At 70.2% G+C, this 16,688-nt stretch carries 13 protein-coding genes; 6 read left to right on the forward strand and 7 right to left on the reverse strand.

Annotation, left to right across the window (positions count from 1 at the left end):
• Nucleotides 1–243 precede the first annotated feature (243 nt).
• Complete coding sequence (locus AB0915_RS06780) at nt 244–2,067, reverse strand: phosphoenolpyruvate carboxykinase (GTP) (RefSeq protein ID WP_366690037.1); 1,824 nt, start codon at nt 2,065–2,067, stop codon at nt 244–246.
• Nucleotides 2,068–2,262: 195 nt separating this feature from the next.
• On the opposite strand from AB0915_RS06780, the gene AB0915_RS06785 reads away from it, so the two are divergent.
• The 3 genes from AB0915_RS06785 (at nt 2,263) to AB0915_RS06795 (ending at nt 5,285) form a co-directional block, all read left to right on the forward strand.
• A complete protein-coding gene (locus tag AB0915_RS06785; protein ID WP_366690038.1) occupies nt 2,263–2,973 on the forward strand; it encodes a hemolysin III family protein in 711 nt (236 codons plus the stop codon).
• Nucleotides 2,974–3,123: 150 nt separating this feature from the next.
• Nucleotides 3,124–4,641 (forward strand): MFS transporter, encoded by a 1,518-nt coding sequence (locus tag AB0915_RS06790; RefSeq protein WP_366690039.1) that lies wholly within the window; start codon nt 3,124–3,126, stop codon nt 4,639–4,641.
• 11 nt (nt 4,642–4,652) lie between these two features.
• Entirely contained in the window at nt 4,653–5,285 is a 633-nt protein-coding gene (locus AB0915_RS06795; protein ID WP_366690040.1) for a TetR family transcriptional regulator, read from the forward strand.
• A gap of 37 nt (nt 5,286–5,322) precedes the next feature.
• On the opposite strand, the gene AB0915_RS06800 is transcribed toward AB0915_RS06795, so the two are convergent.
• Nucleotides 5,323–7,353, reverse strand: coding sequence for a thioredoxin domain-containing protein (locus AB0915_RS06800; RefSeq protein WP_366690041.1), 2,031 nt, complete (start codon nt 7,351–7,353; stop codon nt 5,323–5,325).
• A 297-nt stretch (nt 7,354–7,650) separates the two neighbouring features.
• Between AB0915_RS06800 and AB0915_RS06805 the strand changes: the two genes are divergently transcribed.
• Nucleotides 7,651–10,908 carry a tetratricopeptide repeat protein gene (locus AB0915_RS06805; protein WP_366690042.1) on the forward strand — a complete coding sequence of 1,086 codons (3,258 nt, stop codon included), beginning with the start codon at nt 7,651–7,653 and terminating at the stop codon, nt 10,906–10,908.
• A gap of 85 nt (nt 10,909–10,993) precedes the next feature.
• Here AB0915_RS06805 and AB0915_RS06810 read toward each other — a convergent pair whose 3' ends face one another.
• Together AB0915_RS06810 and mca are read right to left on the reverse strand one after the other, a co-directional pair.
• Nucleotides 10,994–11,233, reverse strand: a complete 240-nt coding sequence (locus AB0915_RS06810) for a hypothetical protein (RefSeq protein ID WP_366690043.1) — start codon at nt 11,231–11,233, stop codon at nt 10,994–10,996.
• Nucleotide 11,234: 1 nt separating this feature from the next.
• Nucleotides 11,235–12,116, reverse strand: a complete 882-nt coding sequence (gene mca / locus AB0915_RS06815) for a mycothiol conjugate amidase Mca (protein ID WP_366690044.1) — start codon at nt 12,114–12,116, stop codon at nt 11,235–11,237.
• A 150-nt stretch (nt 12,117–12,266) separates the two neighbouring features.
• Here mca and AB0915_RS06820 point away from each other — a divergent pair, with 150 nt between their 5' ends.
• Both AB0915_RS06820 and greA read left to right on the forward strand, forming a co-directional pair.
• Entirely contained in the window at nt 12,267–12,683 is a 417-nt protein-coding gene (locus AB0915_RS06820) for a DUF4307 domain-containing protein (protein WP_366690045.1), read from the forward strand.
• Between the two features lie 203 nt (nt 12,684–12,886).
• Nucleotides 12,887–13,384 (forward strand): transcription elongation factor GreA, encoded by a 498-nt coding sequence (greA, locus tag AB0915_RS06825; RefSeq protein WP_366690046.1) that lies wholly within the window; start codon nt 12,887–12,889, stop codon nt 13,382–13,384.
• A 67-nt stretch (nt 13,385–13,451) separates the two neighbouring features.
• Here the strand turns inward: greA and AB0915_RS06830 are convergent, their stop codons facing one another.
• The 3 genes from AB0915_RS06830 to ilvA all read right to left on the reverse strand — a co-directional run bounded on the left by AB0915_RS06830 (nt 13,452) and on the right by ilvA (nt 16,651).
• The gene (locus AB0915_RS06830) at nt 13,452–14,306 is read right to left on the reverse strand and encodes an ABC transporter permease (protein WP_366690047.1); all 855 of its coding nucleotides are present in this window, start codon (nt 14,304–14,306) and stop codon (nt 13,452–13,454) included.
• Nucleotides 14,303–15,325, reverse strand: a complete 1,023-nt coding sequence (locus AB0915_RS06835) for an ATP-binding cassette domain-containing protein (RefSeq protein WP_366690048.1) — start codon at nt 15,323–15,325, stop codon at nt 14,303–14,305. Before AB0915_RS06835 ends, AB0915_RS06830 begins: the two co-directional genes overlap by 4 nt.
• A gap of 93 nt (nt 15,326–15,418) precedes the next feature.
• Nucleotides 15,419–16,651 carry a threonine ammonia-lyase gene (gene ilvA, locus AB0915_RS06840; protein ID WP_366690049.1) on the reverse strand — a complete coding sequence of 411 codons (1,233 nt, stop codon included), beginning with the start codon at nt 16,649–16,651 and terminating at the stop codon, nt 15,419–15,421.
• Between the last annotated feature and the right edge of the window lie 37 nt (nt 16,652–16,688).

A 16,688-nucleotide genomic window follows, 5' to 3' on the forward strand; every position in this document is an offset into this window, starting at 1 on the left:
GATCATCGAGGCAATGTGAAGGTCTCGTGCGCACGCTTACGGCGATGCGCGGACGTTCTCTATAAAAGGGGCGGGAAAGGGCGGCCCCCGGAACCGTAAGGGGATTCCGGGGGCCGTTCCGCGGCGGACTGTTGACCCCACAGGTCAGGGCGGATGTCGAAAGGCCCGGCCGCGGGGATCGCGGGGCGCGCTTCAGGAGTGCGCCCGGGAGGGCGACGCCTCGAAGGCGCCGCCCCGGGGGCGTCAGCCCAGGCGCTGGACCAGCGCGCGGTACTCGTCCCACAGCTCCTTCGGCGTGTGGTCACCGAAGGTGTTGAGGTGCTCGGGGACCAACGCCGCCTCCTCGCGCCAGACCTCCTTGTCGACCGTGAGCAGGAACTCCAGGTCGGACTCGGAGAGGTCCAGGCCCTCGGTGTCCAGGGCACCCTTGGCGGGCAGGATGCCGATCGGCGTCTCGACACCCTCGGCCTTGCCGTCCAGGCGCTCGACGATCCACTTCAGAACACGGCTGTTCTCGCCGAAGCCCGGCCACACGAACTTGCCCGCGTCGTTCTTGCGGAACCAGTTCACGTAGTAGATCTTCGGGAGCTTCGCCTGGTCCTTGTCGGCGCCGACCTTGACCCAGTGGTTCATGTAGTCGCCCATGTTGTAGCCGCAGAACGGCAGCATGGCGAACGGGTCGCGGCGCAGCTCGCCGACCTTGCCCTCGGCGGCGGCGGTCTTCTCGGAGGCCACGTTGGCACCGAGGAAGACACCGTGCTGCCAGTCGAAGGACTCGGTGACCAGCGGCACGGCCGAGGCGCGGCGGCCACCGAAGAGGATGGCCGAGATCGGCACACCCTTCGGGTCCTCCCACTCGGGCGCGATGATCGGGCACTGGCCGGCCGGGACGGTGAAGCGGGCGTTGGGGTGGGCGGCGGGCGTGCCGGACTCGGGGGTCCAGTCGTTGCCCTTCCAGTCCGTGAGGTGCGCGGGGATCTCCTCGGTCATGCCCTCCCACCACACGTCGCCGTCGTCGGTGAGCGCGACGTTCGTGAAGACGGAGTTGCCCCACATGGTCTTCATGGCGTTGGCGTTGGTGTGCTCGCCGGTGCCGGGCGCGACTCCGAAGAATCCGGCCTCGGGGTTGATCGCGTAGAGACGGCCGTCCTCGCCGAACCGCATCCAGGCGATGTCGTCGCCGATGGTCTCGACGGTCCAGCCGGAGATCGTGGGCTCCAGCATGGCGAGGTTGGTCTTGCCGCAGGCGCTCGGGAACGCGGCGGCGACGTACTTCGCCTCACCCTGCGGCGGCGTGAGCTTGAGGATCAGCATGTGCTCGGCGAGCCAGCCCTCGTCACGGGCCATGACCGAGGCGATGCGGAGCGCGTAGCACTTCTTGCCGAGCAGGGCGTTGCCGCCGTAGCCCGAGCCGTACGACCAGATCTCGCGGTCCTCGGGGAAGTGCGAGATGTACTTGGTGGAGTTGCACGGCCACGGAACGTCCTCCTGGCCCTCCTCCAGGGGCGCACCCAGCGTGTGGACCGCCTTGACGAAGAAGCCGTCGGTGCCGAGCTCGTCGAGGACGGCCTGGCCCATGCGCGTCATGGTGCGCATCGAGACGGCGACGTACGCGGAGTCGGTGATCTCGACACCGATCGCGGAGAGCGGGGAGCCGACTGGGCCCATGCAGAACGGAACGACGTACATCGTGCGACCGCGCATGGAGCCGCGGAAGACACCCTTCTCACCGGTGAAGATCTCCCGCATCTCGGCGGGGGCCTTCCAGTGGTTCGTCGGGCCCGCGTCCTCCTCCTCCTCGGAGCAGATGAAGGTGCGGTCCTCGACGCGGGCGACATCGCTCGGGTCGGAAGCGGCGTAGTACGAGTTCGGGCGCTTGATCTCGTCGAGCTTGGTGAACGTGCCCTTGGCCACGAGCTCCCCGCACAGGCGCTCGTACTCGGCTTCGGAACCGTCGCACCAGACCACGCGGTCCGGCTCGGTGATGGCTGCGATCTCGTTCACCCAGGAGGCGAGCTCCTGGTGACGGGTGGGAACAGTGAGGGGAGCCGCGATGTCGCGCGCCACGATCGCTCCTTGTTGAGGGTGTCTTTGGGCTGTTGCCCCGTGGGGGCTGCGACCCGGATGCTTCGTAGCCGCTCATCCGGTGCCGACGATACTCATTTGATCATCCGGCCAATTCGCCCATATGTCCAGAGGGGCGCCCACGTGAGCATCGCCACTCGCATTCGCAACCTACGGTTGCGTAGGTAGCATGCGGTCATGACTGCTGCCGCCGCGCCCGAACCAGCCGAGGTCGAACCAGCCGAGCCGGGCCCGGCCGAGGTGGCGCCGGACCCGGTGAAACCACGCATGCGCGGCTGGCTGCATGCCGGAATGTTCCCCGCGGTACTGATCGCGGGGATTGTTCTGATTGCACTCACGGACAGTATCCGCGGCCGGATCGCCTGCGGCATCTACATCGCGACCGCATGCCTGCTCTTCGGCGTGAGCGCGGTCTACCACCGCGGCACGTGGGGTCCGCGCGGCGAGGCGGTGCTGCGCCGGCTGGACCACGCCAACATCTTCCTGATCATCGCGGGCACGTACACGCCGCTGACCCTGCTGCTGCTCCCGGAGTCGACCGGGCGTCCGCTGCTGTGGGCAGTCTGGGCGGCAGCTGCGGCCGGCATCGCCTTCCGGGTGCTCTGGGTCGGCGCACCCCGCTGGCTGTACACCCCCTGCTACCTGGCGATGGGATGGGCGGCGGTCTTCTTCCTGCCCGATTTCATGCGCACCGGCGGGATCGCGGTCCTGGTCCTGGTCGTCGTCGGCGGCCTGCTCTACAGCGCGGGCGGCGTCATCTACGGGATCAAGCGGCCCAACCCGTCACCGCGATGGTTCGGCTTCCACGAGGTCTTCCACTCGCTGACCCTGGCCGCCTTCATCGTGCATTACGTCGGCATCTCACTGGTGGCGTACAACCACGCCTGAGCGAACCCCCATCCCCCACCCCTCCAGGGCCGCGGCTTCCGAGCCGCGGCCCTTTCTCATACCGAGGCACCGTCACCCGCTCACCGCATTGACACCCATAACCTTTTGAGAGTTACTGTCACTTGACTTCGACTCTCAGGGGAGTGGGCCATGAATCGACGCTGGTGGGCCTTGGGTGCGCTGGTCGCGAGTCTGCTCGTGCTCGGATTCGACATGACGATCCTCAACGTGGCGCTGCCGACCATGGCCGAACAGCTCGGCGCCACCCTCGGCGAACAGCAGTGGATGGCCGATGCATACATCGTTGTCTTCGCCGCGCTGATGCTCCCGGCGGGACTGCTCGGCGACCGGTTCGGCCGCCGCCGGATGCTCATCACCGGCCTCGGCGTCTTCCTGATCGGCTCACTCGTCGGCGCGCTGGCCGACACCGTGCCCGCCGTCGTGACCGCCCGCTGCGTCATGGGCATCGGCGGCGCGCTCGTGATGCCCCTCGCCCTCGCCGTGGTGCCCTCGCTCTTCGGCGAACCCAGGGACCGGGTCAAGGCGGTCGGCATCATCTCGGCCGCCTCGGCGCTCGGGCTGCCGCTCGGCCCGATCGTCGGCGGCTGGCTGCTGGACCACTTCTGGTGGGGCTCGATCTTCCTGATCAATATCCCGATGGTGGCGATCGGGATCACCGCCTGCGTGTTCCTGCTCCCGGAGACCAGCGACCCGGCCGCCCCGAAGGTCGACGCCCTCTCCACCGCCCTGACCGCGACCGGTCTCGGCGCCCTGATCTACGCGATCATCGAGGCACCCGGACGCGGCTGGGGCGACCCGCTGGTACTGGGCATGCTGACCGCCGGTGTCGTGCTGATCGCCGCGCTCGTCGTACGGGAACGCGGCGCCAGGCGCCCGATGCTCGACATGTCCCTGCTGCGGCAGCGGCCGTTCCTCCTGAGCACGCTCGCCGCGACGCTGGTGATGTTCGTGATGTCGGGGCTGATGTTCATCCTGCCCGGCTACCTCCAGGCGGTCCTGGGCCACGACGCCCTCGGTACGGGGGTGCGGATGCTGCCGATGATGGGCGGGCTGATCGTCGCCGCGAAGACGGGCGCCCCCGTCACCCAGCGGTTCGGAGCACGCGCCACGATGACGGCGGGCCTGGTCGTGCTCGCCTTCGCCGCGCTCCTGGGCAGCCGTACGACGGCCGACAGCGGTTACGGCTTCACGGCGCTGTGGCTCTCCGTCGCCGGGGTCGGCTTCGGCTTCGCCGTCGTCCCCGCGATGGACGCCGCGCTGGCCGCCCTGCCCGCGGACCGTGCGGGCAGCGGATCGGGGCTGCTGATGACCGTGCGCCAGACGGGCAGCGCTCTCGGGATCGCGCTGCTGGGCAGCCTGCTCGCCGGTGCGTACAGCGGCCGACTCGACACCACCGGCGTACCTGCCGCCGCCGCGGACACGGCCGGGGACTCGGTCGTCGCCGCCCATGTCGTCGCGGCGAAGCTCGGCGCGCAGCGGCTGGCCGACTCCGCGGACGCGGCGTACCTCCACGGCATGAACGTGGTGCTGCTCGTCATCGCTGTCACGGCCCTGGTGTCGGCGCTGCTGGTCGGGACGTGTCTGACGAACCTCCCCACCCCGCCGCAGGAGCGGACGGACGTGGCCCCGGCGCCCGTCGATGCCTGACAATGGCGACCATGGCCGCCACCTCTCGTACTCCTTCCGTTTCCGCCCCCGGGACGCAGCCCCCACTGGGGTTGCGCGAGCGGAAGAAGCTCAAGACCAGGATCGCGATCCGTCGGGCGACCTATCGGCTGATCTCCGAGCAGGGCTACGACGCGACGACGATCGAGCAGATCGCGGAGGCGGCCGAGGTGTCGCCGAGCACCGTCTTCCGGTACTTCGCGACCAAGGAGGACATCGTCCTCACCGACGAGTACGACCCGATCATGGAGGCCGCGCTGCGCAACCGGCCGGCCGACGAACCGCCGCTGGAGTCGCTGCGGTTCATCATTACCACGGCGCTGACGGCGTTCCTCGCTAGCGAGGAGGAGGAACTGCGGCAGCGCACCCGGCTGATGGTGGAGGTCTCCGCCATCCGGGCACGGATGACGGAGACCATGTCGGACACGGCGAAGGTACTCGCCCAGGCGCTCGCCGACCGCAGCGGCCGCAGCCCCGACGCCCTGGAGGTCAGGGTGTTCATCGCGGCGGTGCTGGGGGCGCTGCGCGAGGTGACGCTGTACTGGGGTGAGCACGGTCAGGAGGGCGACCTGATCGCGATGATCAACCAGGCGCTGGACACGCTCGAAAGCGGGCTGACGCTGTAGCCGGGGCTTCGCCCTCAGTCCCCGGACGGCTCCGTCCTCAGTCGTCGGACGGGCTTGATCCGAGGCTCCGCGCCAGCTCGTCTCGGTCCGTCGTCGGCGCATCGCAGACGAAGTGCCTGCACACATACGCCGTCGGCGCCCCGCCGACCATCGGCCGGTCCACCAGCAGCGGAAACTCCGCGCCACCCGTGTCGCCAGCCGCGACCACCGCGCCCGGTGCCCGTCCCAGCAGTGCCGTACGGTGCAGTGCGCCGCCGACCGGCCCCGCGACCGCCACCTCGCGCGGGCCGTCGAGCAGCGCCTCGGCAACCGCGAGACCCCACCCGATGAACCGCGGAACCCGTGGCCCGAGCGCCTTCACCACCCCCAGCGCGCCTTCCGCAGCAGCCCGATGGGCCTCGGATCCGGTGTGCGCGGCGTACGAGAGCAGTGCTCCGGCCGCCGCGGTCCAGCCCGCCGGAGTCGCGCTGTCGGTGGGGTCCTGCGGGCGGCGGATCAGCTGTTCGGCGTCGTCCGCCGTGTCGTACAGCTGCCCGCCCTCGCCGGTGAAGTGCTGCAGCACGATGTCGAGCAGGAAGCCGGCGAACTCCAGCCAGACGCCCTCGCCGGTGACGGCGGCCAGCGCGAGGAAACCCTCCGCGACATCGCCGTAGTCCTCCAGGACCCCGGCGTTGTCACCCGCCCGGCCGTCCTTGGACGTCCGGGACAGCCGGGCGACGTCGCCCATGTGGACCCGGACCAGCAGGTCAGCCGCCTCGGTGGCGCGTTCGATCAGGTCGGGCCGGTCGAAGTACGCCCCGGTCTCGGCGAGCGCGGCGATCGCCAGACCGTTCCAGGCAGCCACCACCTTGTCGTCCCGTCCGGGACGCGCCCGCTCCTCGCGCGCCTCGAGCAGCCGGGCCCGCACATCGGCGGCCCGGTCCGGGTCCACCGCGTCGTCGGTGCGCGGCAGTTGGAGCACGGACTTGCCCTCCTCGAAGGTGCCCGCCTCGGTTACCCCGAAGTACTCCGCGGCGAACGTGGCGTCCTGCTCTCCCAGCGCCTCGCGCAGCTGCGCGGGCGTCCACACATAGAACGCGCCCTCGACGTGCTTTCCGTCGCTGTCCTCGCTGTCCGCGTCGAGCGCGGAGGCGAACCCGCCCTCCGCGGTCCGTAGTTCGCGCACCATGAAGTCGGCGGTCTCCAGCGCGACGCGGCGGGCCAGCTCGGAGCCCGTCGCCCGCCACAGATGGGCGTACACCCGGCAGAGCAGCGCATTGTCATAGAGCATCTTCTCGAAGTGCGGTACGACCCATTCCCGGTCCACCGAATAGCGGGCGAAGCCACCGGCGAGCTGGTCGTACATCCCGCCCCTGGCCATCGCCTCACAGGTGTCGGCGGCCATCTGGAGGGCGCCCTCGGCGCCGGTGCGGGCGTGGTGGCGCAGCAGGAACTCGATCGTCATGGACGGCGGGAACTTCGGGGCGCCGCCGAAGCCCGCGTACTTCTCGTCGTAATCCCTGGTCAGCCCGAGCAGCGCCTGCGAGAGCTCCTGCTCGCCGGGCAGCCCCTCCCCGCCGTGCGCCAGCGAGCGGCCTGCCAGGTCGTGCACGATGCGCCCGGCGACCTCGGCGACCTCGTCCGGGCGTTCGGTCCAGGCGGCCACGACGCCTTCGAGGATCTGCCGGAAGGACGGCATACCGTGACGGGGCTCGGGCGGGAAGTACGTGCCGAAGTAGAAGGGTTCGCCGTCGGCGGTCAGGAAGACGGTCATCGGCCAGCCGCCCTGGCCGGTCGCCGCCTGCACCGCCTCCATGTAGACGGCGTCGACGTCGGGCCGCTCCTCGCGGTCGACCTTCACCGGGACGAAATGCGCGTTCATGTATGCCGCGGTCGCTTCGTCCTCGAAGCTCTCGACCGCGAAAACATGGCACCAGTGGCAACTCGAGTAACCGACGCTCAACAGCACCGGAACACCCCGCTCCCGGGCCTCCTCAAAGGCCTCGGGCGACCAAGGCCACCAGTCGACCGGATTGTCGGCGTGCTGAAGGAGGTACGGAGACGTCTGATGGGCCAGGCGGTTCGGCATACCTCCATCCTGCCTGAATAGACCCGCTCCATCCCATGACCCGGCCCTCAAGCCGCAGGATCGAATGACGCCACTCGGTCCGCCCACTTCCAGACCGGCGCCGCACGTGAATAGTCCCAGGCCCGGTTCCCCTTCACCCCCGGCCGGATCACGAAGCACTCGAAGACCGAGGCAATCACCTTGCGCCGCTCACCGAGGTCCATGGCACCCGACATCCAGCGCTCGCGACGCTCTCTCGCGCTCAGCCGCCCCACGCAGGACACTTGTCCCGGACAGAGCTCTCGGAGGGGGACGGACATGCGGGACAGCCACCGGGCTGAAGCCGAACGGCTGTTGGTACGCGCCGTGGAGGAGGAAGTACGCCGTTCGGGGGGCAGGGCCGACGCCGGCGCGCTGACGGCGCGCGGGCGGGCGGCGCTCGACTCGCTGGCGGCGGGCGCGGCCGAAGAGTACGCCGCGTACACCCAGGCGCTCGACGCGATGGAGGCCGGGCAGAAACCTCTGTCGCAGCAGTTCAGCAGGGCGGCGATGGGAACTCCGCTGCTGGTCACGGGGGTTGCCGCAGCCGCGGCGTTCGGCGCCGATCTCGCGTTCGGTACGGCGGCGGGGCCGGCGCTCGGCGCGGGCGCCGTCGTCGCCGTCGCGGGCGCCGCGGCCACCGTCGTCAAGGTGACCGCCTCGCACTGGCCGGCCGCCCACCGGCACGCGGGTGCGGCGGGCCAGCCCGGCGGGCCCGAACAGCTGCGGCTGCAGTGGCTCGCGGCTCTGGAGGTACGGGGCATCCGCCCGTTTCTGGACCAGCAGCGGATGCTGAGCGCGTCGTCCCGTACGCCGAAGAAGAAGGCCGCAGCCGTCGTGCCGCAGCTGCGCGGCGGTAACCGCAGCGCGGAGGCGCGCAGGAGGTCGCTGCTCGACCAGTCCTTCGGGCATCTGCCCGCCCCCGACGGCCCGTTCGCCGGCCGCCGGGCCGAGCTGGCGCAGATCGCCCAGTGGGTGCATGCGGCCCGCGCGTCGACGGAGACCAAGCCGACCGTCGTCGTCCTGCACGGCACGCCCGGGTCCGGGCGCACGACACTCGCGGTGCGGGCTGCGCACGAGCTCAAGGACCAGTTCCGGGGCGCGTGCGTGGTGGATCTGCGTTCCGATGTCACCGGCGAGAACCCGCTGCCGACCCGCGACGCGCTGCTGCACCTGCTGAACCGGCTCGGCGCGCCGCGTGAACAGCTGCTGTTCCGGGACGGGGTCTCCCCTGATCGAGCGGGGTCGGGATCTCGGGGAAGGTCCTCCGCCGAGCAGCAGGTGCGACGGCTCAGCGAGCTCTACCACCAGCATCTGACCGGTACGCCCGTGACGATCGTCCTCGACGACGCCGGCGATCCGGAGCAGGTCCGCACGCTCATACCGGAGCGCTCCGACAGCCTGGTTCTCGTCACCGCCCGCGCCCCTCTCGACCTGCCCGCCGACATTCCGGCGTGGGTGCACCAGCTGCCCGTGGGCCCGCTGGACGCGGCGGGTGCGGAGGAGCTGCTGCGCGTGTCGGCGCAGGAGGAGGAGCAGGGGCCGTACGACTCTCAGTCGACGGACGCGATCGCCGAACTGTGCGGTGGGCTGCCCCTGGCGCTGCGGATCGCGGGTTCCTCGCTCGGGCCGCGTACCCGCACGGCGCTGGCCGGCGAACTCGCCGCGTACGGTCCCGTCGCCCCCGTCGAACGGGCTCTGTGGCTGCGCTACACCGACCAGTCCGAGCAGGCGCGAAGGCTGCTGCGCCGGCTCGCGCTGGCCGGGCGCGCCAGCCTGGGCGCGGCGGCGGCCGCGGCGCTGCTGTCCGCCGAGGAACAGGAGGCGCAGTCACTGCTGACGGCGCTGTCCCGGGCCGGGCTGCTCGACCATGTGCGGGGTACGCGCTACCGGCTGCACGATCTCGTACGCGGTTTCGCCCTGGCCCGGCTGCGCGACGAGGAGGAGGCGGCGGACCGTACCGCCGCACAGGAGCGGCTGATCCACAACTATGCGGAGCTCGCCGGTGCGGTGATCCGGATGGTGGACGGGAAGATGTCCACCCGGGCGGGGCAGTTCGGTTCGCACGGGTTCGGTTCGCTCGACGCGGCGCTGCACTGGCTGGACGACGAGTCGAGCTTCATCACCTCCGCGCTGCGCCATGCGGAGGGCGTCGACCAGGGGGCCGTGCTGGACCTGCTGGGCGCACTGTGCGACTACTGCCTGCTGCGCGGCGACCTCTACCGCCTGGGTGAGATCAGCGAGCTGACGCAGGCCGTCGACAAGGGGCTGCTGGAACGGTCGGTCCAGTGGCGTACGGGCATCGCGGCCCGGCAGCTCGGCGAGCTGGACCAGGCCCGCACCACGCTGTCCTCGGTCGTCGGTCTCTACCGCGAGGCGCAGAACGACGCGGGCACCGCGCTGGCGCTCTGCTCGCTCGGCATCACCCTGCACCACCAGGGGAACCTCACCGACGCGTCGGCGCGGCTGCGCGAGGCGATCGCGCTGCAGGCCTCCGACGGACAGGCCGAGGACCGGGCGTGGTCGCTGCACGCCCTGGCCGCCGTCGAGCGCGACCGGGCGAACCTGGCGGAGGCCCTGACCCTCCTCGACACGGCGCTGACCCTGCACCGGGAGGGCGAGTCGCTGCACGGCGAGGCGTGGACGCAGTTCCAGCTGGGGCAGGTGCGCTTGCGGATGGGCGATGTGCCCGGAGCCGAGGAGACGCTGCGTACGGCCCTGGACCTGTACGGCCGCACCCGTGACGAGCGCGGCGAGGCGTGGGCGCTGACCCAGCTGGCTCGCGCCCGGCTGCTCGACGGCGACCCGGACCCGGCGGTCGACGAGTTGCGCCGGGCGCTCTCCCGCCACCGTGACAATGAGGACGCGCGCGGTGAGGCGTGGACGCTGTACTACCTGGGCCAGGCGCTGGAGGAGGCGGGCGACACCGACCAGGCGGTGCGGGAGCTTGAGCGGTCGCGCACGATGTTCTCGCGGATGCGGGACGTCTACGGGCTGGCGTGTGCCCGGCACCACTCGGGCCGGGTCACCCGCGACCTGCGGGCCGCCCAGACCGGCAATCTGCGCAACTCCGGTTTCGCCCGCCAGCTCCTGGTCGACGCCCGGGCCGACTTCCGGCGCATCGGCGTCGCCCACGGCGAGGCGTGGACGTGTCTGGAACTGGCCCTGATCGACGCGGGAAACAACCGGGCGGCCCCGGCGCTCGCACTGTGCGACGAGGCGGTGGAGCTGTTCGACTCGTACGGCGACACGCGGGGCACCGACTGGGCCCGCTTCCTGCGCTGCACTCTGCTGCCGTACGCGTCGGCGGGCGGCACGGAGGTGGGCACCGTGGTGGCCCAGCAGGAACTCGCCGACCTGCTCGGGGCCGGGCACCCGAACCGCGACAGCAAGCTGGAGAACTCTGCGGAGGCGTTCACCGTGGTCCTGAACCGCGGGATCGACCTGGAGGACGGCTGGCAGGCCTGGCGCCTGGGCATGACCCCGACCCGGCACGCCCGGGAAATCATGGGCGTGCCGGTGGGGGTGAAGTCGTAGGACACGGCTCCGCGCGCCTCACCGGGCGCACCCGCACGCGCCGGTCGGGCGCCGTCACGCCCGTCCGGCGAGTGAGGACGAAGCGCTACCGGGCGCGCCCGGCTCCGTTTCCCGAAGCCTCGGCGCCGGCCGGCGCCGCATCCGGATCCGGCGCCTCCTCGAAGTTCACCTTGCCCATGTGCCGGTTCATGGACTTCATCAGCAGCCACACGCCCACCGCGAGCGCCGCGAAGACGAGGAAGCCGAGGACGCCGGGTGTCACCTTGTTCTTGTCGAATTCCTCGGCGAGAGGAACGACGTGGGTCAGTGCCTGGGTCGCGTACATATCAGGCATTGTCGCGGATGCCCGCGAAGAGGTCGCTCTCGGGGAGGGAGGTGTCGACGAGAGACTTCGCCAGCTCGTACTCCTCGGTCGGCCAGACCTCCCGCTGGATGTCCATCGGCACCCGGAACCAGCCGCCGTCCGGATCGATCTGCGTGGCGTGCGCGATCAGCGCCTTGTCCCGGGTCTCGAAGAACTCCGCGCACGGAACGTGCGTGGTCAGCGTCCGCTCGACGCGCTCGAACTCCTTCCAGCGCTCCAGCCACTCGCCGTACGGCGACTCCAGGCCGCGGGCGAGCAGCGCCTCGTGCAGCGCCACCGTACGCGGACGGTTGAAGCCCTGGTTGTAGTAGAGCTTCTGCGGCTGCCAGGCGGGGCCGAACTCGACCTCGGGGAACGTCTCGGTGTCCGTGGCGCCCTCGAACGCGATCATCGTGATCGTGTGGGTCATGATGTGGTCGGGGTGCGGGTAGCCGCCGTTCTCGTCGTACGTGGTGATGACCTGCGGCCGGAACGCGCGGATGGAGCGGACGAGACGCCCTGCCGCCTTCTCCTCGTCCTCCAGCGCGAAGCAGCCCTCGGGCAGCGGGGGCAGCGGGTCGCCCTCGGGCAGCCCCGAGTCGACGAAGCCGAGCCACTCCTGCTTGACGCCCAGGATCTCCCGGGCCTCGTCCATCTCCTTCTTCCGTACCTCGTGGATGTGCTCCTCGATGTACGGGTCGCCCTGGAGTTTCGGGTTGAGGATGGAGCCGCGTTCGCCTCCCGTGCAGGTCACCACCAGCACGTCCACCCCCTCGGACACGTACTTGGCCATGGTGGCCGCCCCTTTGCTCGACTCGTCGTCGGGGTGGGCGTGGACGGCCATCAGTCGAAGCTGTTCAGTCAAGACTCGATCCTCAGTGATTCGGCCGCCATCGGGCGCCGTCCCGGAGGGACGTCGGTGTGGGGCGGCGGTCGGGTGGCGGGTGGGAGGCTTCTATAGTGACCGAACCGGGGGGCGGAAAATTCCTCGATCCCCGGCACGGGAGGAACGATCATGACTGCGGTGCGTGAAGCACTTCCGGAGGGCCGCTACGGGCGCTCCGTGGACGAGCGCGCGGACCGCAAGCTCAAGATCATCGGCTCGGTGCTGGGCGTGGCCCTGCTCGGCGTGGTCGGCTGGATCGGTTACGACTACGTGACCGGCCAGGGCATCAGCGCCGAGGTGATCAAGTTCAGGATCGCTTCGGACGACCGGGTCGACGTCCACCTCGAGGTGCGCAAGGACCGGGACGCGAAGGGGTACTGCACCCTCCGCTCCCAGCAGGTGGACGGCAGTGACGTGGCCCGGAAGGACATCCGTTTCGACGACCGTTCCGACCGGATCGACCGGATCGTCTCGCTGCGTACGACCTCGCGGGCGACCAGCGTCGAGCTGCTGGGCTGCACGGTTGACGGCGGGTCGTCGAACTGACCGGCACGGACCGGCTCTGACCTGCGACGATCGCGGCTGACCTGCGTTGACGCGGTCATAGCGGTTTACCTTCTCCCCCTTTTCCTGGGGAATTGTTAGGCTCGTGGTTTCGCCCACCCTTGGAGGCACATGCTTCTGGGTAGGGCGATGCTTTGTATTCCCAGTACCGACGTTTGAATATCCAGTACCGACTAGGAGCACCTGTGACCCAGACCAGCGAAAACGTCACCTGGCTCACGCAGGAGGCGTACAACCAGCTCAAGGCCGAGCTGGAGTACCTGTCTGGTCCCGCGCGCACGGAGATCGCCGTCAAGATCGCGGCGGCCCGCGAGGAGGGTGACCTCCGGGAGAACGGCGGGTACCACGCGGCCAAGGAGGAGCAGGGCAAGATGGAGTTGCGGGTGCGCCAGCTCACCCAGCTCCTGGAGCATGCGAAGGTCGGCGAGGCCCCCGCCGACGACGGCGTGGTCGAGCCCGGCATGGTCGTCACCATCGCGTTCGACGGTGACCCCGACGACACCCTGACGTTCCTGCTCGCCTCGCGCGAGTACGCGAGCGCGGACATCGAGACGTACTCTCCGCAGTCTCCGCTCGGTACCGGCGTGAACGGCAAGAAGATGGGCGAGGACGCCGAGTACGAGCTGCCGAACGGCAAGCGGGCCTTGGTGAAGATCCTCGCGGCGAAGCCCTACTCGGGCTGAGCCGGCCACCGGACCCCGCAGAACCAGGAAGCCCCGGCCGCCGACGGCCGGGGCTTCCTGGCGTTCCTCAGGCGGTCGCCGACCGGTACTTGCGGACCGCGAGGGTCCGGAAGACCACGATGATCAGCACGGACCAGATCAGCGAGGCCCAGACGGGATGCTGCATCGGCCAGGCACCGGACGGGGAGACGCCCGGGTTCCCGAAGAGTTCGCGGCAGGCCTGGACGGTCGCGCTGAACGGGTTCCATTCGGCGACCGGCTGGAGCCAGCTCGCCATGTTCTCGGTGGGCACGAAGGCGTTCGAGATGAACGTGACCGGGAACAGCCAGATGAGACCGCCCGACGTGGCTGCCTCGGGGGTGCGGACCGACAGACCGATCAGCGCCCCGATCCAGGAGAAGGCGTATCCCAGCAGGAGCAGCAGCGCGAAGCCGCCGAGCACCTTGCCGACGTTCTCGTCGGTGCGCCAGCCGACCAGCAGGGCGACGGCCGCGAGGACGACCATGGTGAGCGTCGTCTGGACGAGGTCGGCGAGCGTACGGCCGGTGAGGACCGCGCCGCGCGCCATCGGCAGCGAGCGGAACCGGTCGATGAGGCCCTTGTGCATGTCGTCCGCGATGCCCGCACCGGCGCCCGCGGTGGCGAAGGTCACGGTCTGCGCGAAGATGCCCGCCATCAGGAAGTTGCGGTAGTCACTGGCGCTGGTGGAACCGCCGATCATCATGGAGCCGCCGAAGACGTAGCTGAACAGCACCACGAACATGATCGGCTGGATCAGCCCGAAGATCACCATCTCCGGGATCCGGGTCATGCGGATCAGATTCCGCTTGGCGACGACGAGGGAGTCGCGGACCGACCCGCCGATGCCGCCGCCCACCCTGGGGGCTGCCGCGAGGTGCGGCGTGTCCGTCGTGGCAGTCACTTGCTGACCTCCTGTCCGGCCTTCCTGCCGGTCGGCGCGGCGGGACCCGGGACCGTCCCGTTCTCGTCGGTCTCCGGCGCCTCGGCGACATGGCCGGTGAGCGAGAGGAACACGTCGTCGAGTGTCGGGCGGCGCAGTCCGATGTCGTCGATCTCGACCCCGCGGGTGTCGAGATCGCGGATGATCTCGGCGAGCAGCTTGGCGCCGCCGAAGACCGGGACCGTCAGTTTGCGGGTGTGCTGGGCGACGGTGACCTCGCCCTTGCCGAGGTGGGCGAGGACGGCGCGGGCCGGATCGATCTGGTCGGGGTGGTGGACGACGACCTCGACGCGCTCGCCGCCGGTCCTGGCCTTCAGTTCGTCGGAGGTGCCGCGGGCGATGACGAGGCCGTGGTCGATGACGCAGATGTCGTGTGCCAGGTGGTCGGCCTCCTCCAGATACTGCGTCGTCAGCAGCAGCGTCGTGCCGCCTGCGACGAGCTCCTCGATGACCTCCCACAGCTGTTGCCGGTTGCGGGGGTCGAGTCCGGTCGTCGGCTCGTCCATGAACATCACCGGCGGGGAGACGACGAGCGCCGCCGCCAGGTCGAGGCGGCGGCGCATGCCGCCGGAGTACGTCTTCGCGGGGCGGTCGGCCGCGTCGGCGAGGTTGAACCGCTCCAGCAGCTGCACCGCGCGGGCCTTCGCGTCGCGCCCGCTCATCTGGTAGAGCTGACCGACCATCTGCAGGTTCTCGCGGCCCGTCAGATACTCGTCGACCGCGGCGAACTGGCCGGAGAGGCCGATCGAGCGGCGTACCTCGTTGGGTTTCTTCAGCACGTCGATGCCTGCCACGACGGCCCGGCCGCTGTCGGGTCTGAGCAGCGTCGTGAGGACACGCACGGCTGTCGTCTTGCCTGCGCCGTTGGGACCGAGGAGGCCCAGGACCGTACCCTCCGGCACGTCGAGATCAACACCGCCGAGTGCTCGTACATCACCGAAGGTCTTCACCAGACCTTCGGCGTAGATGGCGCCTGGCATACGGGATTCCCCCAGTGCGATTGTCGGCTTCCTCGACAGATCCTAGGTTTGTGCGCCTCTTCCCGCCCGGTGAACACGCAACCTGACGGTATGTCAGTCCTTTACCACCAGGTAGCCCGCACCGCGCAGCTCCGCGGTGACCTCCTCGCAGTGCTCGGGACCCTTGGTCTCCAGATGCAGGTCGACCTCCGCCTCGGTGAGTCCGAGCCGCGGATCGGTCCGCACATGGCCGATGTCGAGGATGTTGGCGTCGGCGACGGTCAGCACGGAGAGCAACGTGGCCAGTGCCCCCGGACGGTCCGTGAGCCGGACCCGCAGGCTGAGATAGCGGCCCGCGGTCGCCATGCCGTGGGTGAGGATGCGCTGCATCAGCAGCGGGTCGACATTGCCGCCCGACAGCAGGGCGACGACCGGTCCGCGGAACGACTCCGGGTCGCTCAGCAGCGCCGCCACCGGGCTCGCCCCCGCCGGTTCGACGACCAGCTTCGCCCGCTCCAGACAGAGCAGCAGCGCGCTGGAGAGGTCGGCCTCGGAGACCGTACGGACCTCGTCGACCAGCTTCTGGACGAGTCCGAACGGTACGTCGCCGGGGCGCCCCACCTTGATGCCGTCCGCCATCGTCTGGAGCGAGCCGATCGCCACCGGGTAGCCGGCGGCAAGCGACGGCGGGTAGCAGGCGGCGCCCGCCGCCTGGACTCCGACGATCCGCACGTCGGGCCGGATCGCCTTCACGGCCACGGCGATGCCCGCGGCGAGTCCGCCGCCGCCGATCCCGACGACGATGGTGCGGACCTCCGGGCACTGTTCGAGGATCTCCAGGCCCACGGTGCCCTGTCCGGCGATGATGTCCGGGTGGTCGAAGGGGTGGATGAAGACCGCGCCGGTCTCCTGGGCGTACTCCTCGGCGGCGGCGAGGGTCTCGTCGACGACGTGGCCGAGCAGCCGGACCTCGGCGCCGTACTCGCGGGTCGCGGCGACCTTCGGCAGCGGCGCCCCGACCGGCATGAAGACCGTTGAGCGTACGCCGAGCAGTGCAGACGCGAGTGCGACACCCTGCGCATGGTTTCCGGCGCTTGCGGCGACGACTCCGGCCGCGCGCTCGACCGGGGAGAGGCCGGCGATCCGCACGTACGCGCCGCGCAACTTGAACGAGCCGGTCCGCTGGAGGTTCTCGCACTTGAAGTGGACCGGCGCTCCGACCAGCGCAGACAGGTGACGGCTGCCCTCCATCGGGGTCATCCGGGCCACGCCGGAGAGCATCTTCCGTGCGCCGCGGACGTCATCGAGGATCACTGGGGGAAACGGGTGTGGCGTACGGAAGTTCATAACGGCAAGTCTTGCAGCTGGACGCGGGGCCGGGCGC

This window comes from Streptomyces sp. NPDC048411, assembly GCF_040704695.1.
In the GTDB taxonomy this organism is placed as follows: Bacteria; Actinomycetota; Actinomycetes; order Streptomycetales; family Streptomycetaceae; genus Streptomyces.